Below are 18,352 nucleotides of genomic sequence, written 5' to 3'. Positions count from 1 at the left end.
AAAAGTCTATTTGCCGGGCAATTCATCACAGTCTGTACCCAGCTAATCCTAAAAAATGATATTTAATGAGGCCACTAGCGGATTTAAAAAGGAATTTAAACACTATTATTTAGATCTGATTATTTGGGTAACAAACGTTATCTTTTCCTGTAAGTTCCTTCTATTGACAAGGTTGCACTGGCTCACCATAAACCCTGCATGAAAAAGATTTAAGAAATGAATGGAGAAGCAAAGGAATGGAAATAAACAAAAAACTAGATACAATCAGCTGATCGGTCAAAAATGAAGTCTTTTTTTCAGATAAAATTCGAAAAGGAGATAAGCCCCTTTTCGAGTCTAATTTACATCTTCTTTTTACGGAATCCGAAATAAATTCCACCCACTGCAGCTACCACAATGATGATTCCGAAAATATCTGCACCAGAGAAAGACAGACCTCCACTTTCTTTTTCTTCAGCTGACTCCTTCTGCATTTCATAGCCCTCCACATAATCGGAATCTGCGGATTTCTGAATTTCAGGAGCAGGTTTGGAAGTATCCGTACCATATCCTGCATCTGAGCCCTTAACAGTTTGATTATTAGTAGATTCACCAGCGCTTGAGGTCTGGTTGCTGGTTTTACTGGTTCCTGAAATTACAGTAGCTTTTCCAGTATCGTGATCATGATGGCTGCTACTGCCGCTACTACTCTCACCTGATTGCTGCGAAGGTTCCGTTGCTTCTTGCATCAGTTTCTTATATTCATTTGCAGTCTTCTCATCAACTACGCCAGGAACTGACATCACACCCTGGACATATTCATCAAGCAGGGCATTTCCACAGGTATGGTGGCAGCAGGTGACACCATTTTCGGCCACAGATTCCACATATTCTTTAACAAGGCTTTGTGTAACCTCGTCGGAGGCATCCCAGTAACTTGTGCGAATCGAATCTAATGCTGTAGCAGCCATTGATTGGTAAGCATATGGGTTTGTAGATTTAAGGAACTCAGTAACACCGGTATTATGTTTATCCTTGAAATATGTGTCATACATCTCATTCCATGTATCATCAGTAACAAGGTCCGGGTCTGTTACGTCCCATACGCGCATGACCTCAAATACTGAGTCCATATATCTCGTACCGTCAAAACCGTTCCCCATCATTCCTTCTATCCAGTTTGGATTCAGGTAACGTGAACGCAGATCCTTACTAAGGAATTCATTAAGGGTTTCAATTTCTGCGGAACTGCTAAGGTCGTTAATATACATGTCAGGTGTAGTACCACTAACACTTTCAATTGCCATGCTCAAACCACCAAAATAGGCTGCTACCATCGAGTGATCAAGCACACCATAAAGATTTGATGTCCTGCTAAAAACTGCAGTATCAACATCTTCAAGGTTCAGTTCGAATACATCGGAGTAATGTTCTCCCCATATCTCCTGGCTGTAGACATATCCCATTCTGTCAATATAGAGACCTGCGATCTCGTCTGCATCTTCCCATGTATCACTGGGGATAACCTCCTGAATGCCTGGTGTGTACCCTCCGGGAGGTGGACAGAATATCTTTGAAACTGACAGGTTGTATGCAAGTGACTCATTATATCCTCTTGCAATAAGGCTCTGGTATGTTGCATTGGAATGTTCTCTTACATAGTTGGGATACGTATCGTTATCTGCTGCAGCTGCCATCTTGATAGCCTGGTCTATAAGTTCGATCTTGCTCGGATATACATCCCGGTAGAGCCCCGAAGTGGTTACCATCACATCAATCCTTGGCCTTCCAAGTTCCTTAGAATCTATGAGCTTTAAGCCTGTAACCCTGTCCTTTTCATTATACACAGGTTCGACTCCCAGAAGCTGGAATATCTCGGATTCCATAACACCCTGGTTTCTTGTAGTTTCCACAGACCACAGCAGAAAAGCTATCTTTTCAGGATACTGGCCGTCCTCTTCAAGTTTTAGCTTTAACGTCTCTTCCGCGAGCTGTGACCCTACATTCCATGCTGCTTTTGTCGGGATGAGCCTGTCATCGAATGTATAGAGATTCCTGCCAGTTGGCAAAGCATCCGGATTCCTGATAGGGTCTCCAGAAGGCCCTGGAGTGATATATGTGCCATCAAGTGCATCAAGTATCTTTGTAATCTCACAGTCACATTGCTTTATCCTTTCAAGATATTCTAATGACAGGTCAAGGTCGTTTCCAAGTTCTGTAGAGTTCCGACCAAGCACCATTATTTGTGCATCATATGGAGATGTTCCATTCAATATAGTCTCATTCAAGAGCGATATTGAAAGTTCCTCGCTTCCTCCAAGTGATTCGACATGTTCTATATACTCATCCCCTAGCATACTTTTTATGAGCATAACAAGGCTTTCTCCCTCAGGAACTTCGCCAAGTACGTGAGAACCATACGGCATGTAAGAGGTCTTCAGTTCAGAAAGGTAGTCTGCAAGTTTGTCAATGAAAGCATCCGTAAGGTTTGTATCACCTGCAATTGAGTCAATGTCAACATTCAGGTCATTATCGAGGCTGATGTTTTTTGTCTGGTTAATTATATCCTGCCTGTAATTCTCTTTCACTGCACTGTCAGAGGTCTGTTTAAATAATGTTATTTCCTGTTGCAGGTTGGAAAGGTTACCATAAAGGCCTGAAGGCACTATAGTAGGTGTCATGAAATCAATGACGAGCATGTTTGCTCTCCTTCTATCAAATACACCTTCAGCATCCATTGGGAGGACATGGACATGAGGCATGTCTTCAAGCAAAAGTGCTCCCCAGTCATTTGCAGAAAGGCCGCATTCTTTTCCAGGCATTAGTTCCACGCTTGAGAATATAGTAAACAGTGCATCTGCCTTGTATTCCCGGGACATATACTTATAGAAAGCAAAGCACTGATGGGTGGGTGGATACGATGCATTGTTATACAATGCTTTCTCGCTTGAAGACCAGCCGTGTTGAGGGTCGGGTGCAAGAATGATGTTGCCAAATTGAAGCACAGGTATGGCCAGATATTTGCCTGTGGAATTCTCATAGACCATAATGTCACCTGGAGCCTCTCCCCACATAGATGTCATTTCATTTTGTTTGTCCTGTGGGAGTTCTTTGAACCATTCCATGTACTGTGATTCGGGTATGAGTATCATACTGCCGTTTTCAACACGTTTCTCAAGTTCTCCGGGAGCCCAATTGCCGATATTATGCCCTCTTTCCACCATCAGTTTCGCGATTTCGGTAGCATTTGGAAGAGGAGCAGTACCAACATCATATCCACGTTCTTTCATGGCTTCAAGCAGTTTTGCCAGGCTTGCCTGTGCATCAAGGTAGTAGTCGATATCTGCCCCCACATCAGCTTTACCGCCTTCAGGGTTATAGTAAGGAATTACGATCTTCTTTTCGGAGTTATCTTTTTCATGTAATTTGGCCCAGGCTATTGCCCTGTCAACAAGCCAGTCCACCTGGTAGTCTATTGGCATGTTGTATTCGATTCCGGTTGCTTCGTCTATGGCTTTACCACTAATGACTATGGGCTCGATTATCCCGTCAAGTTCCGCATATGCTACCTGGTATTGCTGGTCAGCTGGCACTCCAATAGTGCTGTTCTCCCATTCTTCCACACTTACTCCCGAGAACAGGCGAATTCCGTTCAGTACTGTGATGTTAAGCGTCTGTAGGTCAGTAATTCCCTGCTCATTATCAGAATAGTTCAGGCGTGAGCCACGGGAGATTACAATTGCAGTATCTGCAATAGACTTATTATCCAGCATCAGGTAACTCATTGACTTATTGTCTTTGTAAGCATAAGTTGAAACAATCGCATTGCATCCTCTTTCTTCTATTTCCTTAACTAGCGGGTCAAGAAGAGGCATGTCTCTTTCCACATACTTATAACTGTCAATTATTACAGCAATCGTAGGGTTTTCGGGCTTGTATATACCGGTTGAATTGTACCATGCCAGATAATCGGTGAGGTTTTCGTATATCTGAGGTGCAGAGGGGTTATAGATACCATATATTGGCCTTTCTACAGGAGCCTCGATCGAATAATTCAACCCGAAGAACGTAGCTCCAATAAAAGTATTGAAACGATAGAAATTTATTTCTGATACGTACTGCAGATACTGAGCAATATCTGAATACTCTGGAGAGGATGTGTTTACGTTGAGAAGCCCGTATGCTTCTAAAGTATCACCAAATGAAATAACATATGCGCCATTTGTTTTGGCATTGTTTACTGTAGGTATTATATTTTCAATTACATAGGAATCCAAATTTGATAGAACAATCATGTCCTTATCACTAAGGTCAAAACTTAGATCTGAATATGAGGTCCCAAGGTAGACACTTATATTCATTTGTGAACTTATTTCTGGATACTGTGCCACCTTTTCCATAAAAGTGACATCGTAAGGTCTCGATAATACGTAAGCTATTTCTGGTTTTGTGTTCACAGCCGGAGAATCAGAAGATTCTTTAACAGATTTGTTCTCATCATCCAAAACTCCTGTAGTTGTTAATCCTAATGTATCGTTGGTACTGTCATTGGTACTGCCATTGGTACCGTAATCGGTACTGTTATCGATACTGCCATCGATACTGCCATTGGTATTGTAATCGGTACTGTTATCGATACTGCCATCGATACTGCCATTGGTATTGTAATCGGTACTGTTATCTATACCGCCATTGGTATTGTAATCGGTACTGTTATCTATACCGCCATTGGTATCTATACCGCCATTGGTACCGCCATTGGTACCGTAATCGGTACTGTTATCGATACTGCCATTGATACTGTCAGTAATGTTTATTTCCTGTTCATCTGCCGATACAACATTTGTTAATAACAATAGAACTAAAATTAATGACATTACGCCTCTATTCAATGTGACATCTCCAGAAAATGTATTATAAACCCTGGTGCAGCTCCGAAGGGGAAAATAACCATAATGATGGGCTTACAGTGCAGATTTAATTTGAAATTATTCTAATATCGGAACTTGCACAGAAACAGCCTTCGAATTTTAAAATATAGAGTGTTTAGATTCTGACATTTAATTCAACTCCAGAAACTTTTAACAATAATGAACATCCGATTCTATATCATAAACTTCAACATTCGGAGCATTGGTAGAAAAATATATAAAAAACGTTTTTTGGCTCACAATTATTACCTATTTAGGTAAAATAGGTGTAGATCTAACACATTTAAACAAAAATAGTTAGAATTATGCTTAAAATTAAAGAAAAAAATCAGTAATAAATTTGAGTTATAAAAATTGTACTTCAAACCGAAAAAATGAACAAATAAAGCACGTATTTGCCTTGGAACTTGTTTTCAAATCCAAATTAAAAGGTTCTTATTCCGGAATCTCTGTAAGTTCCACTAACAAAATTTGGATTAAATAAAATGTTTTAGATCAAATAAAATGTGTTCAAACTTTGGAGTACTTGATTTTGTACTTCATGTGCGTTAGTCTTGTGTTCGGCAGATCTAGATTGCATAAATCTAAAGAAGCAGAAATACTTTTCGAATCTATCTATAATCTATATTCAAGTTAGCTTGTTTTGCTTTATATTTATAATACCTTGAAAATATTCTTACCTTTAAATTAATTTTTTAAGCTCCCACGCCATTATTTTTTATTCACCGTAACCTTTATGTACAAATTAACGCAATTTAACTTGTTTTACTCTTAATAATATTTACTTTATATAAACTTTACTTTATTTCCTTATTATTATGGTGATTCGATGCATATAATGGAAGGATATTTACCAGCTATTTGGTGTATAGTATGGTTTGTAGTATCAATACCAGTTGTAGCATATGGTGTTTACAAACTGAATAAGTTAGTGAAAGAGGAGCGCGGAATTTTACCTGTACTTGCCGTTGCAGGTGCATTTATTTTCGTCCTTTCATCACTCAAAATGCCTTCAGTTACCGGAAGCTGTTCGCATCCAACAGGGACTGGTATAGGTGCAATCATATTTGGGCCTGCTATTACTGCCGTTCTCTCGACAATTGTACTTATCTATCAGGCTCTTTTCCTTGCACATGGTGGCCTGACCACCCTTGGAGCAAATGTCTTCTCCATGGGCATCGTGGGTCCGATAGTGGCATACCTGATCTATAAGACTGGGATGAAAGCTAAACTTAATTTTTATTTAATCGTCTTTTTGGCTGCAACCCTTGGAGATTGGGCTACTTACATTGTGACTTCTACAGAACTTGCTCTGGCATTTCCTGCAGGAGACATACTTACCTTTGGAGGTTTCTTCAGTTCATTCAGCAAATTTGTTGCAATTTTCGCAATTACTCAGGTACCGTTGGCGATTGTAGAAGGCGCTGTCAGTGCACTGCTTTTCAAGTATATCATACAAGCTAAAAGTGATTTATTAGTTGAAATGAAAGTTATTGGAGAACCACTTGTAAGAAAACTTAGGGGGCTCCCTGCATGAGTAGAAAATTAGAACTTATAGTACTTGCAATTCTCCTGATTTTTGTAGCTCAGTTCATTTACGTCTCTTCGACCACAGATGCCGAATATGGCGGAGCTGACGACAAACCTGAAGGTGTTATTGAGGAAATTACCGGTGGGACTTACAAACCTATTGCAGAACCTATATGGGAACCTCCAAGTGGTGAAATTGAAAGCCTTCTATTTGCGTTACAGGCAGCTATCGGTGCATCGATCATTGGATATTTCCTTGGATATTACAGGGCCAAAAACAACTATGAAAAAAAACTCGGGTTCAAAACCGGAAGTAAAACTGAAAAGCAATCGCTGTAAAAACATTCTCTGTACATTTTTTTCTTTGCCATGTTTCCTTTCCTTCCTTGAAGGAAGGAAAGTTTTTCTCTTCTAGTTTTTAATTTTTAGTTAATGGTTTGAGTTCTTGAAAACCACAAGCAAAAGAATTCCTATTTTTCTCAAATTCGGGAGATTTACTCTTTGGCATGAAAGTCGTTTCAAGTACTTTCATATTTTTGTGCCTGTAATTCGAAGAGTTTCATACTCGTTTGGCATGAAAGTCGTTTCAAGTACTTTCATATTTTTGTGCCTGTAATTCGAAGAGTTTCATACTCGTTTTTTCGGAATTGATTAATAATTTCCGGGCACAAACCAAACATTTTTGATCTATTTCAATTTTTTAAAGTATTTTATCAACTTTGGCAAAACCCCGTATATAATTAATTGTCTCAAGTGGATTGTGATTATCTGCAACTCCACAGCTCAATAAGTTTTTTGTTTCCAAATAGATACAGCTGTCTTTGTAATTTTGAGCTTTCCTATGGAATATTTACATATAGTTTTTCAAACAGATTTCTGAAACTCTTTTTCCCTAGTCCTTATTTCTGAAAAAATTGATTATATATAAAAGTTTTTGTTTAGGGGAGGAGGAATGAAACATTTATGTAAATTTCGCAGGAAAACACAAATTTAATTGTTTTTTCTGTTTTTCCATTTATTTACTATTTCGCATGTACATGTTTTTCAAATATAATTATACTTCTTGGTAATTCATTATTACTTGTTTTAATCAGATAGATTATTTTCTAAATTCCTCATAAATTTGTATTATGTTGTGAGAATTTGTGATAATAAAATTTTGATATTTATTGAAAATTCGAATTTTTCGCTGCACTAAAAGATTGAAGCATTATATGAGTTCGTCAGTCCATACAAAAAATCAGTATCAAGATCTATTGTTAATACACAGAAATATCCCATATCTAATTTCCAGTAATAAATATCTAATTTTTTGCTTCTTTCGGGAAGGTTAGCTATAAACTGCTCATGATGGAAAGCTTCTTTATATAATATTTCTCCAGGAAAACGTATGAAACCCTGCATAAAAAATTATTTTCTAAAGATAAATACCTATTTATAAAACTGCTTCCAAGTGTCCTTGTTGAGTTTATACCGTTGATCATTGAACTTATACCGTTGATCAAAATTTGCTCTTTGAATCTTGTCCTTTCAGTAACCAATCGAGCTTCTTATTGTGAAAGAGCAATTCTGGAAATCCTTAATGATCATGAACAAAATGGGTTTCAAGATAGGCTCAATAATTAAACTAATCAAGAGGTCAGTTATGTCTGAAAAACATTCTAATTCTTATCCCAATGGAAAGGGAAGCGGTTCCGAACAGCTCCATGAGAATACCCGTAAAAAAGGATTTTTCAATTTTCTCTCCAGTTTTCACGTTCATTCTCATGACCACTCCCACACTCATTCCCATACGCCCTCCTACAAGCACAGCCATACTCATGGAACTGTTGATCCTTCCATACTTGCTACTAGCAAAGGGCTCTGGGCTGTCAAATGGTCGTTTATCGGGCTGATGGTTACAGCCGTTCTGCAGATTTTCATCGTTTATATTTCAGGCAGTGTTGCCCTTCTTGCCGACACCATCCACAACTTCGGGGATGCATCTACTGCAATTCCTCTTGCAATAGCTTTTTCCCTGGCCAGAAGAAAACCAAGCAAACGCTTCTCCTACGGATATGGTAGAGTAGAAGATCTTGCAGGCGTGATCATCGTTTTCCTTATCCTTTTCAGTGCAATTGTAGCAGGATATGAATCTGTAAATCGCTTCTTTAGTCCGCAACCGATAGAGCATTTGCAGGCTGTGGTTGTTGCAGGGATTATAGGCTGCGTTGGAAACGAGTTAGTAGCCCAGTTTCGGATGAAAGTCGGAAAAGAAATAGGGAGTGCAGCTCTTATTGCTGACGGCTACCATGCTCGGGTAGATGGCTTTACCAGCCTTGCAGTCCTTATCGGAGCTGCAGGAATCTGGGTAGGATACCCGATAATTGATCCTCTCATTGGTCTGCTAATCACAGTAGCAATCCTGAAAATAGTCTTTGACACAAGTAAACTCGTGTTTATTCGCCTTCTTGACGGCGTTGAACCTGAAGTCATTGATAACGTAAAAATTATTGCTGAGAGTGTTGAAGGTGTTTGTGAAGTTACGGATCTTAGAGTCCGCTGGATCGGACATCAGCTCCATGCGGAGATCAATGCTTCCGTTGAGCCTTCTCTTTCGGTTGAAGAGGGACATGAAATTGCTAGCGTGATAAGAGAAAAGCTTCTGGAGAACTTTTTCTATCTATCTGGAACAACCATCCATGTAGATCCACTTACAGCCTCAGGGGAAAGCTGTCATTGCGGACATAAAAATTTGGAAAAGATACGTGGGAAACAAAAGAATATTTTAGTTGCTTATTTCCAATAAGATCACAAAAGATTCAGGTTTAGGTAATAAGGGTCCTTGCCCACCATAACCATTATATAATAACCATCATATAGAACAAAACTCAACTCAACTTGATTTTATTTTACTTGAGGATTCCCTGATGACCAATATCCTTGACGATTATGCCCTAATGAGCCCCCTCAGGCATCGAAACAACTGGTTGAAATTGGCGATAGTATTATTCGGCTTAATTGCAGGAGTTTCAGCCACGTCCCCAATTCCTCCTATTTTTATGGCATTATGCATGAGCTTTGCAACAGTGGCTCTTGGCAAGGCACCTCTTAAAACATATTTTAAGCTCTTGCTGGCCCCTTTGGGCTTTGCTATTGCAGGTATTCTTATTATTGCCTTCTTTTCCGGATCGGGACCTGAATTGTTGTCATTCAAATTCCTCGGCTATCCTCTCTCTGTAAGAACAGATGGATTTGAGCTTGCCATGCTGGTACTTGCAAGATCAATAAGTGGGATGTGCTGTCTTTATTTCCTCGCACTGACAACCCCCATGATCGAACTTTTTGCCGTACTCAAAGCTGCCAGGCTTCCGGAATCTCTTATCGAACTTTCAATGCTTATTTACAGGTACATTTTTGTTTTCCTGGACATGGCCCTTTGCATAAGGTATGCCCAGACTGTAAGACTCGGGTACTCGAACTTCAGGCGTTCTATAAATTCTATTGGAATGCTTGCAAGCACTCTTTTCATCCTTTCCTGGGAGCAGGGAGACAAACTCTTTCTGGCAATGAATTCCAGGTGCTATGACGGAAAAATGACCCTTTTCGAGGTTAAGAGACCTGTAAAGGCAACAGAATTACTTCTAACCTCTGCCTACTTTATTTCAACTCTTGCACTGTTTTATTTTACAAAAAACATATCCATTGTTTGAGGTAACAGATCATGATCATTCTTGAGACCAGGGGCCTTAAATATACATACCCTGACGGAACTGTGGCTATTCAGGACCTGAACATCGAAATCAAAAGAGGAAAAAAGGTAGCTTTCGTAGGTCAAAATGGCTCTGGAAAGTCCACGCTTTTTCTTCTACTGAACGGGACCTTAAAACCAGCTAAAGGGGAGGTCCTTTTCCATGGAGCTCCTTTTAAGTACGATTCAAAATCTCTCAGGGAAATCCGAAAATCCATAGGAATTGTTTTTCAGAATTCCGATGACCAGATCTTTGCCCCTACAGTGTACCAGGATGTGGCTTTCGGGCCTGCAAATCTGGGTTATTCAAAAGAAAGGATTGATACCTGTGTACAGCAAGCCCTTGAACAGGTGGGACTCTCTCATTTAAAAGATAAGCCACCTCATCACCTCAGTGGAGGACAGAAAAAACGGGTTGCAATTGCCGGGATTATGTCAATGGAACCTGAAGTGATTATCCTTGACGAACCGCTCTCGAATCTTGATCCTGTAGGGGCGGATGAAATCATGGATTTGCTTAACGAATTTAACCAGTTTGGGAGCACTATCATTATCTCTACTCATGATGTGGATTTAGCATACCGCTGGTCTGATTACGTGTTCCTGCTGTCAAACAGCAAAATTATAGGACAGGGCACTCCGGCAGAAGTTTTCAAAGACTCTGAACTCCTTAAAAAAACCGGGCTCAGACAGCCTACTACCCTTGAGATCTATCATGAAATCGAAAGAAGAGGGCTTGCATCTGGAGGAAATTCCCCAAAAACTATCCCTGAACTTGTCAATACCCTAAAACCTATTGACCTGATATGGGTTGATGTCCCTCCGGGGATCAAAGAAGGAGATAGCCTGAACTTAGGGATCATGTACGGACAGTATGCAACTCAGTCTCCTTACGAGGCTGTTAATGCTACTGTACTGCATATCCATCCAGATGGAAGGGCTATTGTTGAGTTAAAGCGTAAAGGGATCAAAGCCGGCGGAGTCCTGATTTATGATACTGACAACTATTCCCTTCCAGAATTAAAACAAATCCTTAAGGAAGGAGAAATCGTCTTTGTCGGGGCAATGGGCAAGAAGAGTAAAATCCTTGCTGAGCAGGACGAAATCAGGTTGGACGTTTCCTCAGGTGTTATAGACAAAACTATCCTGGCGGCACTTTGCGGAAAACGTTGCCTTATCCTTACAGCTGGCGGGATGGTAGACCATGCCCTTAAGAGAATAAAGGAATATGTGGAAACAAGTGGGATAGAGTTTACTGTTGGAGTGGTTAACAGGGAAGAAGGTTATCAGTGGATTGGAGAGTCTAAGGATAACCCTGAAACGCTTAAGGTGTAATTAAAAAATAGAACTTGTAGTTGGGATCCAAATAACATATAATAAACTTTCCTATTAATTTACTTTTTAGACAATGATTGGTTACAAGTTAGGTAGCTGCAAATAGGTTTATAATTCGTTCCCATGTGTTTGCAGATTTTTGCCATATAATGGAGTTGATCCCAAAACTCAAAATTTCTATTCTGAATCTCTGTTTTGAAAGCTTGGGGAAAAAGATCTAACTCTGGTTCAGCACTTGCCTTTCAGAACCTGAACATGGCAAATTTCAGCTATGTAGAAAATATGTCTAAATCAGATTCAAGAAGTTGAAATTAAATACGTAAAATGAATTATTTCATTTAGTTCAAATAAATAGAAGTTAGTTACTTCTGAAGATTTCTACAAGGTCTCTGAAATTATAATTTTATTAGATTTAAATAAAAAGGTCGTTCTCTATTATCTGGTTGATATTATTCCCAAACGTTCATAAAGTAATTTCCAGGCCCTATATTATTCCCAAATGCTCATAAAGTAATTTCCAGGCCTTTTTTGTCCGAACCTCAGTGAAACTGGAGCTAACTTGCGCTCCTTGCGCAAAAATGAAAGCATTTGTTATACTGAATATTTAATCATGGCAATATCAACCATATAACAATGGATGACCAATAAAAAAGGATAGAAAAATAAAAAATATGTACTCTTTATAAATATTTTCTAAATTCTTTATGTGTTTACTGAGGCCAAAGGGCGATTATTTTATCTATAGCCACATGGGTATACTTGCCTTCGTTATTGAGAGTCAGGACATTATCGGCACAGGCTTCTATAGTTCCTTTGAAAACATCAGGTCCACCACAGTAAACGTCGACAGGCTTGTTAAGATAATGTTCTACTATAAAGCATTGATACATTTTGTTTCCTCCATCTTCTTGTTATTATCTGCTGTAATTTTGGTAATATATTGGCTAATCTGCGTTATTCATTTACTAAGTATCCATTTATTCTTTATAAATGTATTTAAAAACTAAAATTGATTTTTCGAGATGGGAGGCCGTTGATCTTTGAAATAAAGCTAGTTTTTTGTCCAAAAAATATTCATTCTAAGATTCATGCTTTACCAGGATAATTATATGACATTTTCTTCAGATTTACTTGCTTTAGAAGGGCGCAAAAGATAAGTTTATCTGGAACTTTATTATCTTTATTGTAGAAAACCAATCTAAAACAGTTTCATGAGCCTGAAAGATAAATAGACAAAAGTATTCAGGTTATTAAATTCAAATAAATAGAGATATATATTTCAGAGGGTTTGTACAAAGTTGAATGTTAGTTTTATTTTCAAAAACAGGATTCATTAAAACTACTTATATAAATTCTTCAAAACAGATTTAGGAGTAGAATCTGTTTTGTTTTTACGTCTATTTTCATTGACATATACTGTGTATGGTGAGCTTTTGTTTAACGATTTTGTCAAGTGCCTATATTATCTTTAAAGCTCAAACTTATTATTAATTTTGTTACATTTATATAAAGAGACTCAAATAATTAGAGATTGGAATTAAAGATATTACTGGTTTAACTACTGTGACCACCTGAGAAACAGAGGAAACAAAAATTAAGCTCAAACTTCCAAAATACCTTCTAAATAGATATATGTTAATCCCAGCTGAAAAAATAGAGAGTACAACTACCGCCTCAAGAACTCATATAGAAGATACTAAGAAATCAGCATCAATTGCATAGGCCAGAAATCTCACTAAAAGATAAACGTTCCAGAACTTTTCCTCAAGCATTGACAAAAGTCGAAACCGAACAGAATCAAAGTTAGGGTCTCTGCATAGGGTCCAAAATCCTCCTTAAGTTCCTCCATTTTTACCGGAAGATGGTTAGACTGTCGCTTCAAGGAAGTCCGAATTTCTCTCCTGAAAACAAAGATTAATCCAAGAATGGAAAAGGGAAATCGATTGTTTTTGTTCGGTTTAATTATTTGGTATCAATTTAGACCTGGAGTTTTGATGGCAAAAGTCGAAAAAGTACTATTGTTACTCAAAAATATGGTGTATGAAAGCACCAGCCCGCAGGAAACTCTCAAATTTGCAAAATATTACCGGAATAAGGGATTCAAAGTACTGGTGATTCTCTGGGGACCTATGGGGGTACTGCTTGCAAAAAAAGATAAGAACCGAGGATCACCAAAATATGATTCTACTATTCAGGAGTGCATCGACATGGGAGTAGAGTTTAAATGCTGCCAGCTTGCCTCTGATATGATTGGGCTTAAAAAAGAAGAATTAATCCCTGGAATCGAATTTATCTGTTCAAAAGAGGTGGTTGAACTCTTCTTGAGATACACAGAAGAAAACCAGCTAATTATTACCTTCTGAGCCTTAGATTCCCCAAAAAGCTGCGGAATGCCTTGAAGTCACTTCATAAATTAGACTATAAATTCTTGACCAGTGGTTTTAACTATAAACATATTGTCAATTTTTTTCTACCCTATCTCTTTTTTGTCAGCTCTTAGGATTTCGGGTATGAATTATTACCCCCTTTCTTGAAGGATGTATAGTGTGCGAGATATGAGTCATACTGCGTTTTTTATAAAAACGAAAGGAGTTTTGAACGCTATTTCTGAATCAAAATCCCTTTACTGTGACGACTGCGGATTCGAAGTCATGGTAACAAAGGAATGTAGTGAGGACTGCAAGAAAGAAGGCTACTGTGCTGTAGAATAATTGATGTGCTGTGGTAAACCCATGGCCCTGAAACAGCATGCCTGCTGCTACGGGATAAAGAAGGGAGACTTTCTTATCTGTGACGACTGAGGTTTCAAACTGGAAGTAGTGGATGAATGCGAACAGAGCTGCAAGAAGGAAGGCTGCTGTGATCTCATAGAGTTTGTTTGCTGCGAGGAACAGATGAAAATCATAAGAAATGAGTAAAGCTCGCAGGACCTACCGCGAAATAATACCGCGAAATAACTTACAGGTTGCTTCATCACAAAATAAAGAGAAAATTATATGACCTATTTTTCTTCGGGTTGATTTGTGTTAGGATTCGAAAAAATTAAGTTTAGCTGGATAATTATTACGAAGTCAGGTTTTTAGAAAAAAAGTATTGCTCAAAGAATGTCTGAAAAGGAAAGTACAATATAAGGTTTCTAGAGTCGCCATGATTTTTTTCAATTATCTGGATACAATATTTATTCCTAAAACGTTGTTATCATAGTCAGTAGAATCGTGATCATAATAAAACTTACTAAGATATCGATTTTAATATAGACTTTCCAGGTCTTCAGGGATAAACATTTTTTTGTTCAGATTAACCAGTCTCGCTTTCCTTTGATGATTTCTTACATATTCTACAGCATCGGTTATTTCAGATACCCTAAATTCATTTCCATAGTCATTTTAAACCCTAAAAAAATGCTTGAGCAATAAGTAAAGAGTGTGGCAAAGAGTAATGATAATTCTCATGTATGAACCTGTTGATATCATCCAAAACGCATTGTGGAACCATTAAACGCAACATACTTGATAATCTCCCAACAAATAGAGTCTTTTATTTATTTCTGCTATTTTTTCATTTCCATCATACTATAGCTTACTCACTTTTACTTGTTTTGTTATTTTCTTTTTTTATGATTGAGGTCATATATATACGAAATCTATTTATATTTAAAAGTGGTTTTATCTATAGGCAAATCAAATTTACTTGATTTATCTTTTAAGGTTCCATTTTGTATCCTCCTTAAATCTGCAGTCTTCCAGGAGTATTTTGCCATTTTATATCTCCTTAAACCTGCAGTCTTCAAGGAATGATTTGCCTGTAAACCTCCCTAATTTTTTCTTTTTTATTATTTATAGTCAATTAATAGAAGCAGTTCGCATATTATTAGTTAGTTGATGTTATTTCCAAAACACTTTTAGTGGTGCATCATGCCTTTTGTGCAATTCAATAAGGTTAAGCAAGCTTTATGCACGAAACATAAGAAATTTCTAGCACTGGATAATTAATCATGGAAACATCAACCGCATAATGATGGACGACCTAACATTCAGGCCTTCATTTGTTTCCCGGTGTAACTCTTATGAGTGCAGATATTTACAAAGGAAAATAGTCTTGACTGCTTTGCCAAGGTCCAATAAGAGCCAGATGGGTGGGATTGGTCAAAAATACCTATAATGTGTTTATTTTACTCATAAAGCTCAAACTTGTTATCATTTTTGTTATATTTATATAAAGTAACTTCTATAAGCAGTGCTTGGAAGTAAAGATGTCAAACAATTTGACAGAGCATTACTACCACCTTGAGAACTAATGCAAAGGTATTGAGAAATCAGTATCAACTACATAAGCCAGAAACTTCACCAAAAGAAAAACATTCCAGAACTTTGCCTCAAGGATTGAATAAACATAGAAAATGAATCGAAACAACACAGGGGTCCTTCATTGGGGTCCCAAATCCCGGTTGTGTTGCAAAAATTTTCTTCTCGCACAAGGAAGGCTATAATTGATACTTTTATGTACCATTTTATAGGTGATTAGAGTTGTTAACTTTCAGAATTTTTGCAACAAAACCTGTACTTTCATGTCGAATCGTAAAATCTGTATTTATACTTTATTTATATAGTCACTTACCAAACGAAAAACTTACGGATAAAGTGAGGGTTACATGACAAAGAAAATTAAGTTATCAGAAATAACAGACGTAGTCAAAGACGTACAAATACTATCTCTTGAAGGGGTAAATATAGAAGGAGACACCGAGCTCGATCTTGGTGGACTCGGAAGCGGCTTTGATCCGATGCTTGCTGCTGCCATCGGGCAGGAGTGTGCAATGCTTGCACAGCAGTTCTCAAGACTTAATAGCGTGTTCAGCGTCCCTGTGGGCAGAGGTGCTCCCAAAGTCGCTCCTGCAGTTTCCCCTTCCTGCAACCCCAAAATTTAAAGACCTTATTCCTTCCAAACGAGCATGAAATTCTTGCAAAACAGGCACAAACAAATGAAAGTGTTGTGTTGCAAAAATTTTCTTCTCGCACTTTAACTCTAATGCTTGAAATCCTCTTCCTCGCCAGCTTCCGGTGAGAACTGGCAGGTGGTAGGTGGGGGATGAAAGCCGTCAACTTCAAAGAATATTCTTTAACAAAATTATTTCTTTTTTAAACCCTATTACTCTCGGATGTTAACAGTCTATACCGAGCCTATACCGAGTCTACCCCAGCAAAGATCAGAAACGACTTATTAAAGCTCATTTTGGAGCTTGTAGATTTGTCTATGAGCCTATCCCAAAAGCCACTTTACTCTTAATCATTGGGAATTCTCAGAATTATTTTCATGATCATGAGCTTGATTGATTATTCAAAATACAAGGTCCAAGAAGCAAATTTCAAGTTTTGGGATGACCTCTATAATTGGGCTTTAGAACAGAAAATAAAAACTTATGAGCAATACAATAAATCCATCTCACGGTTTGACTTACAACGAATTTTAGTCTATGAAGTAAAACCTGCCAATAAATGGTTGAAAGAAACTAATTCTCAAACTTTGCTGGCATGCTTAGTAAATGTGGAATTTCTGATCACAAAAATAGTTTTGAAGTTTTAAATTTGAGGGTAAAATTGGTTTTGGGATAGGCTCGATGATAAGAGTGATTAACTTTTCTAATTGTAAAGTTACTCTCTAATTTTGTAAAATAACCAGATTTTTTGTAGCAGAACTCAGTTTTTCATGTTTTTCTACACATGTCAGAACGTCGTCTTTGACTTTAGGTGCAAAAGAGACTTTAATTTCAATGGTTCAAAAACGGATAATCACTTATTTTTATATTTATGTTATCCACGAAGCTAAAAACTATTATCTAAATCCATATATTTAGTTATTTTTTGAGTATAATTAGATTGTTCATTAATGTCAGATCGATGTTTTTCATGATTTAATCTCAAACAAAGCTTTCAATCTCATTTTTTTCCAAATTGTAGATTCTCTTCAGCATAGCTGAAATAGTTAGGAAAGTAAGATCTGGACGCGAGTAGCCTGTCGCATCAAAGAAGCCCGATTTTCTTTCTAAAACCTAGGATTAATCCGATAACGGAAAGGAAAATTATTGTTTTCGTTCAATTTAACTATTTGGTATGATTTAGATCTGGAGCTATTATGGCAAAAATCGAAAAAGTTTTACTATTACTTAAAAATATGGTATATGAGAGCAACAGCCCGCAGGAAACTCTTAAATTTGCAAAGTTTTACCGGAGTAAGGGACTCAAAGTACTGGTGATTCTATGGGGACCTATGGGTGTGCTGCTCGCAAAAAAAGATAAAACCAGAGGATCACCAAAATATGATTCTACTATTCGGGAGTGCATTGATATGGGAGTAGAGTTTCGATGCTGTCAGCTTGCCTCAGATATGATCGGGTTTAAGAAAGAGGAATTAATTCCAGGGATTGAATTTATTTGTTCAAAAAATATAGCAGAACTTTTTCTGACATATACCGAAGAAAACCAGCTAATTATTAATTTCTGAGCCTTTGATTCCTCCACTGAAATCACATACAGAAAGACCACATACAAATATGAGGAAATTAATTAACGGTATTTTGTATGTTGTTTTGTATGTTGTTATGACAGGTTATACTTGGAAATACGTTCCTCGTCGCTATGGATCTAAGTCAACAGTTCATATACTTCATTTTTACACACAGTACATAAAAAATTGACATAGAGTTTACAGCAAATTCGCGACAATGCCATTAAAGCTCCTCCGGGCTCTTGAATAGGAAAAGTGCCTCCTGGACATCCGGGTTAATTACAGCATTCAGAGGATCAAAGACCTTATTCAGCTTTTTCCAGCAACCTGTTGAATTATAAAT

Annotated in this window: 12 protein-coding genes and 1 pseudogene; 11 read left to right on the top strand and 2 right to left on the bottom strand. The window is 37.7% G+C overall.

The features are described from left to right. Positions 1-341 precede the first annotated feature (341 nt). Positions 342-4,856 carry a cobaltochelatase subunit CobN gene (locus MSBRW_RS13910; RefSeq protein WP_011307119.1) on the bottom strand — a complete coding sequence of 1,505 codons (4,515 nt, stop codon included), beginning with the start codon at positions 4,854-4,856 and terminating at the stop codon, positions 342-344. Between the two features lie 883 nt (positions 4,857-5,739). Between MSBRW_RS13910 and MSBRW_RS13905 the strand changes: the two genes are divergently transcribed. From MSBRW_RS13905 to MSBRW_RS13880, 5 genes are all read left to right on the top strand, one after another. Further along, positions 5,740-6,447: an energy-coupling factor ABC transporter permease gene (locus MSBRW_RS13905; RefSeq protein ID WP_011307120.1), complete on the top strand. Its 708-nt coding sequence runs from the start codon at positions 5,740-5,742 to the stop codon at positions 6,445-6,447. Then, entirely contained in the window at positions 6,444-6,779 is a 336-nt protein-coding gene (locus tag MSBRW_RS13900) for an energy-coupling factor ABC transporter substrate-binding protein (RefSeq protein ID WP_011307121.1), read from the top strand. The genes MSBRW_RS13905 and MSBRW_RS13900 overlap by 4 nt, the downstream gene beginning before the upstream one ends. A 1,306-nt stretch (positions 6,780-8,085) precedes the next feature. Further along, positions 8,086-9,228 carry a cation diffusion facilitator family transporter gene (locus tag MSBRW_RS13890; protein ID WP_011307122.1) on the top strand — a complete coding sequence of 381 codons (1,143 nt, stop codon included), beginning with the start codon at positions 8,086-8,088 and terminating at the stop codon, positions 9,226-9,228. Positions 9,229-9,349: 121 nt separating this feature from the next. Further along, a complete protein-coding gene (cbiQ, locus tag MSBRW_RS13885; RefSeq protein ID WP_011307123.1) occupies positions 9,350-10,132 on the top strand; it encodes a cobalt ECF transporter T component CbiQ in 783 nt (260 codons plus the stop codon). Positions 10,133-10,143: 11 nt separating this feature from the next. Continuing rightward, complete coding sequence (locus MSBRW_RS13880) at positions 10,144-11,505, top strand: energy-coupling factor ABC transporter ATP-binding protein (RefSeq protein WP_011307124.1); 1,362 nt, start codon at positions 10,144-10,146, stop codon at positions 11,503-11,505. Positions 11,506-12,215: 710 nt separating this feature from the next. Here the strand turns inward: MSBRW_RS13880 and MSBRW_RS13875 are convergent. Further along, a complete protein-coding gene (locus tag MSBRW_RS13875; RefSeq protein ID WP_011307125.1) occupies positions 12,216-12,395 on the bottom strand; it encodes an MM0924 family protein in 180 nt (59 codons plus the stop codon). A gap of 1,104 nt (positions 12,396-13,499) precedes the next feature. On the opposite strand from MSBRW_RS13875, the gene MSBRW_RS13870 reads away from it, so the two are divergent. The 6 genes and pseudogenes from MSBRW_RS13870 to MSBRW_RS24340 all read left to right on the top strand — a co-directional run bounded on the left by MSBRW_RS13870 (position 13,500) and on the right by MSBRW_RS24340 (position 18,199). Beyond that, the gene (locus MSBRW_RS13870) at positions 13,500-13,868 is read left to right on the top strand and encodes a DsrE family protein (RefSeq protein WP_048102789.1); all 369 of its coding nucleotides are present in this window, start codon (positions 13,500-13,502) and stop codon (positions 13,866-13,868) included. Between the two features lie 183 nt (positions 13,869-14,051). Further along, a complete protein-coding gene (locus tag MSBRW_RS23575; RefSeq protein WP_230669766.1) occupies positions 14,052-14,216 on the top strand; it encodes a hypothetical protein in 165 nt (54 codons plus the stop codon). Between the two features lie 1,940 nt (positions 14,217-16,156). Beyond that, positions 16,157-16,451, top strand: a pseudogene (locus MSBRW_RS13860) (CO dehydrogenase/acetyl-CoA synthase subunit delta); the annotation flags it as partial. Between the two features lie 225 nt (positions 16,452-16,676). Next, positions 16,677-16,838 carry a helix-turn-helix domain-containing protein gene (locus tag MSBRW_RS24345; protein ID WP_080565427.1) on the top strand — a complete coding sequence of 54 codons (162 nt, stop codon included), beginning with the start codon at positions 16,677-16,679 and terminating at the stop codon, positions 16,836-16,838. 799 nt (positions 16,839-17,637) lie between these two features. Further along, positions 17,638-18,006 (top strand): DsrE family protein, encoded by a 369-nt coding sequence (locus MSBRW_RS13850; RefSeq protein ID WP_011307128.1) that lies wholly within the window; start codon positions 17,638-17,640, stop codon positions 18,004-18,006. A 4-nt stretch (positions 18,007-18,010) separates the two neighbouring features. Beyond that, positions 18,011-18,199, top strand: coding sequence for a transposase (locus MSBRW_RS24340; RefSeq protein WP_157209489.1), 189 nt, complete (start codon positions 18,011-18,013; stop codon positions 18,197-18,199). The last annotated feature ends 153 nt before the right edge of the window (positions 18,200-18,352 follow it).

Origin of the sequence: Methanosarcina barkeri str. Wiesmoor (assembly GCF_000969985.1) — an archaeon.
In the GTDB taxonomy this organism is placed as follows: domain Archaea; phylum Halobacteriota; class Methanosarcinia; order Methanosarcinales; family Methanosarcinaceae; genus Methanosarcina; species Methanosarcina barkeri_B.
Note: the sequence above shows the minus strand (reverse complement) of the source record. Positions and strands in the feature narration are given on the sequence as shown.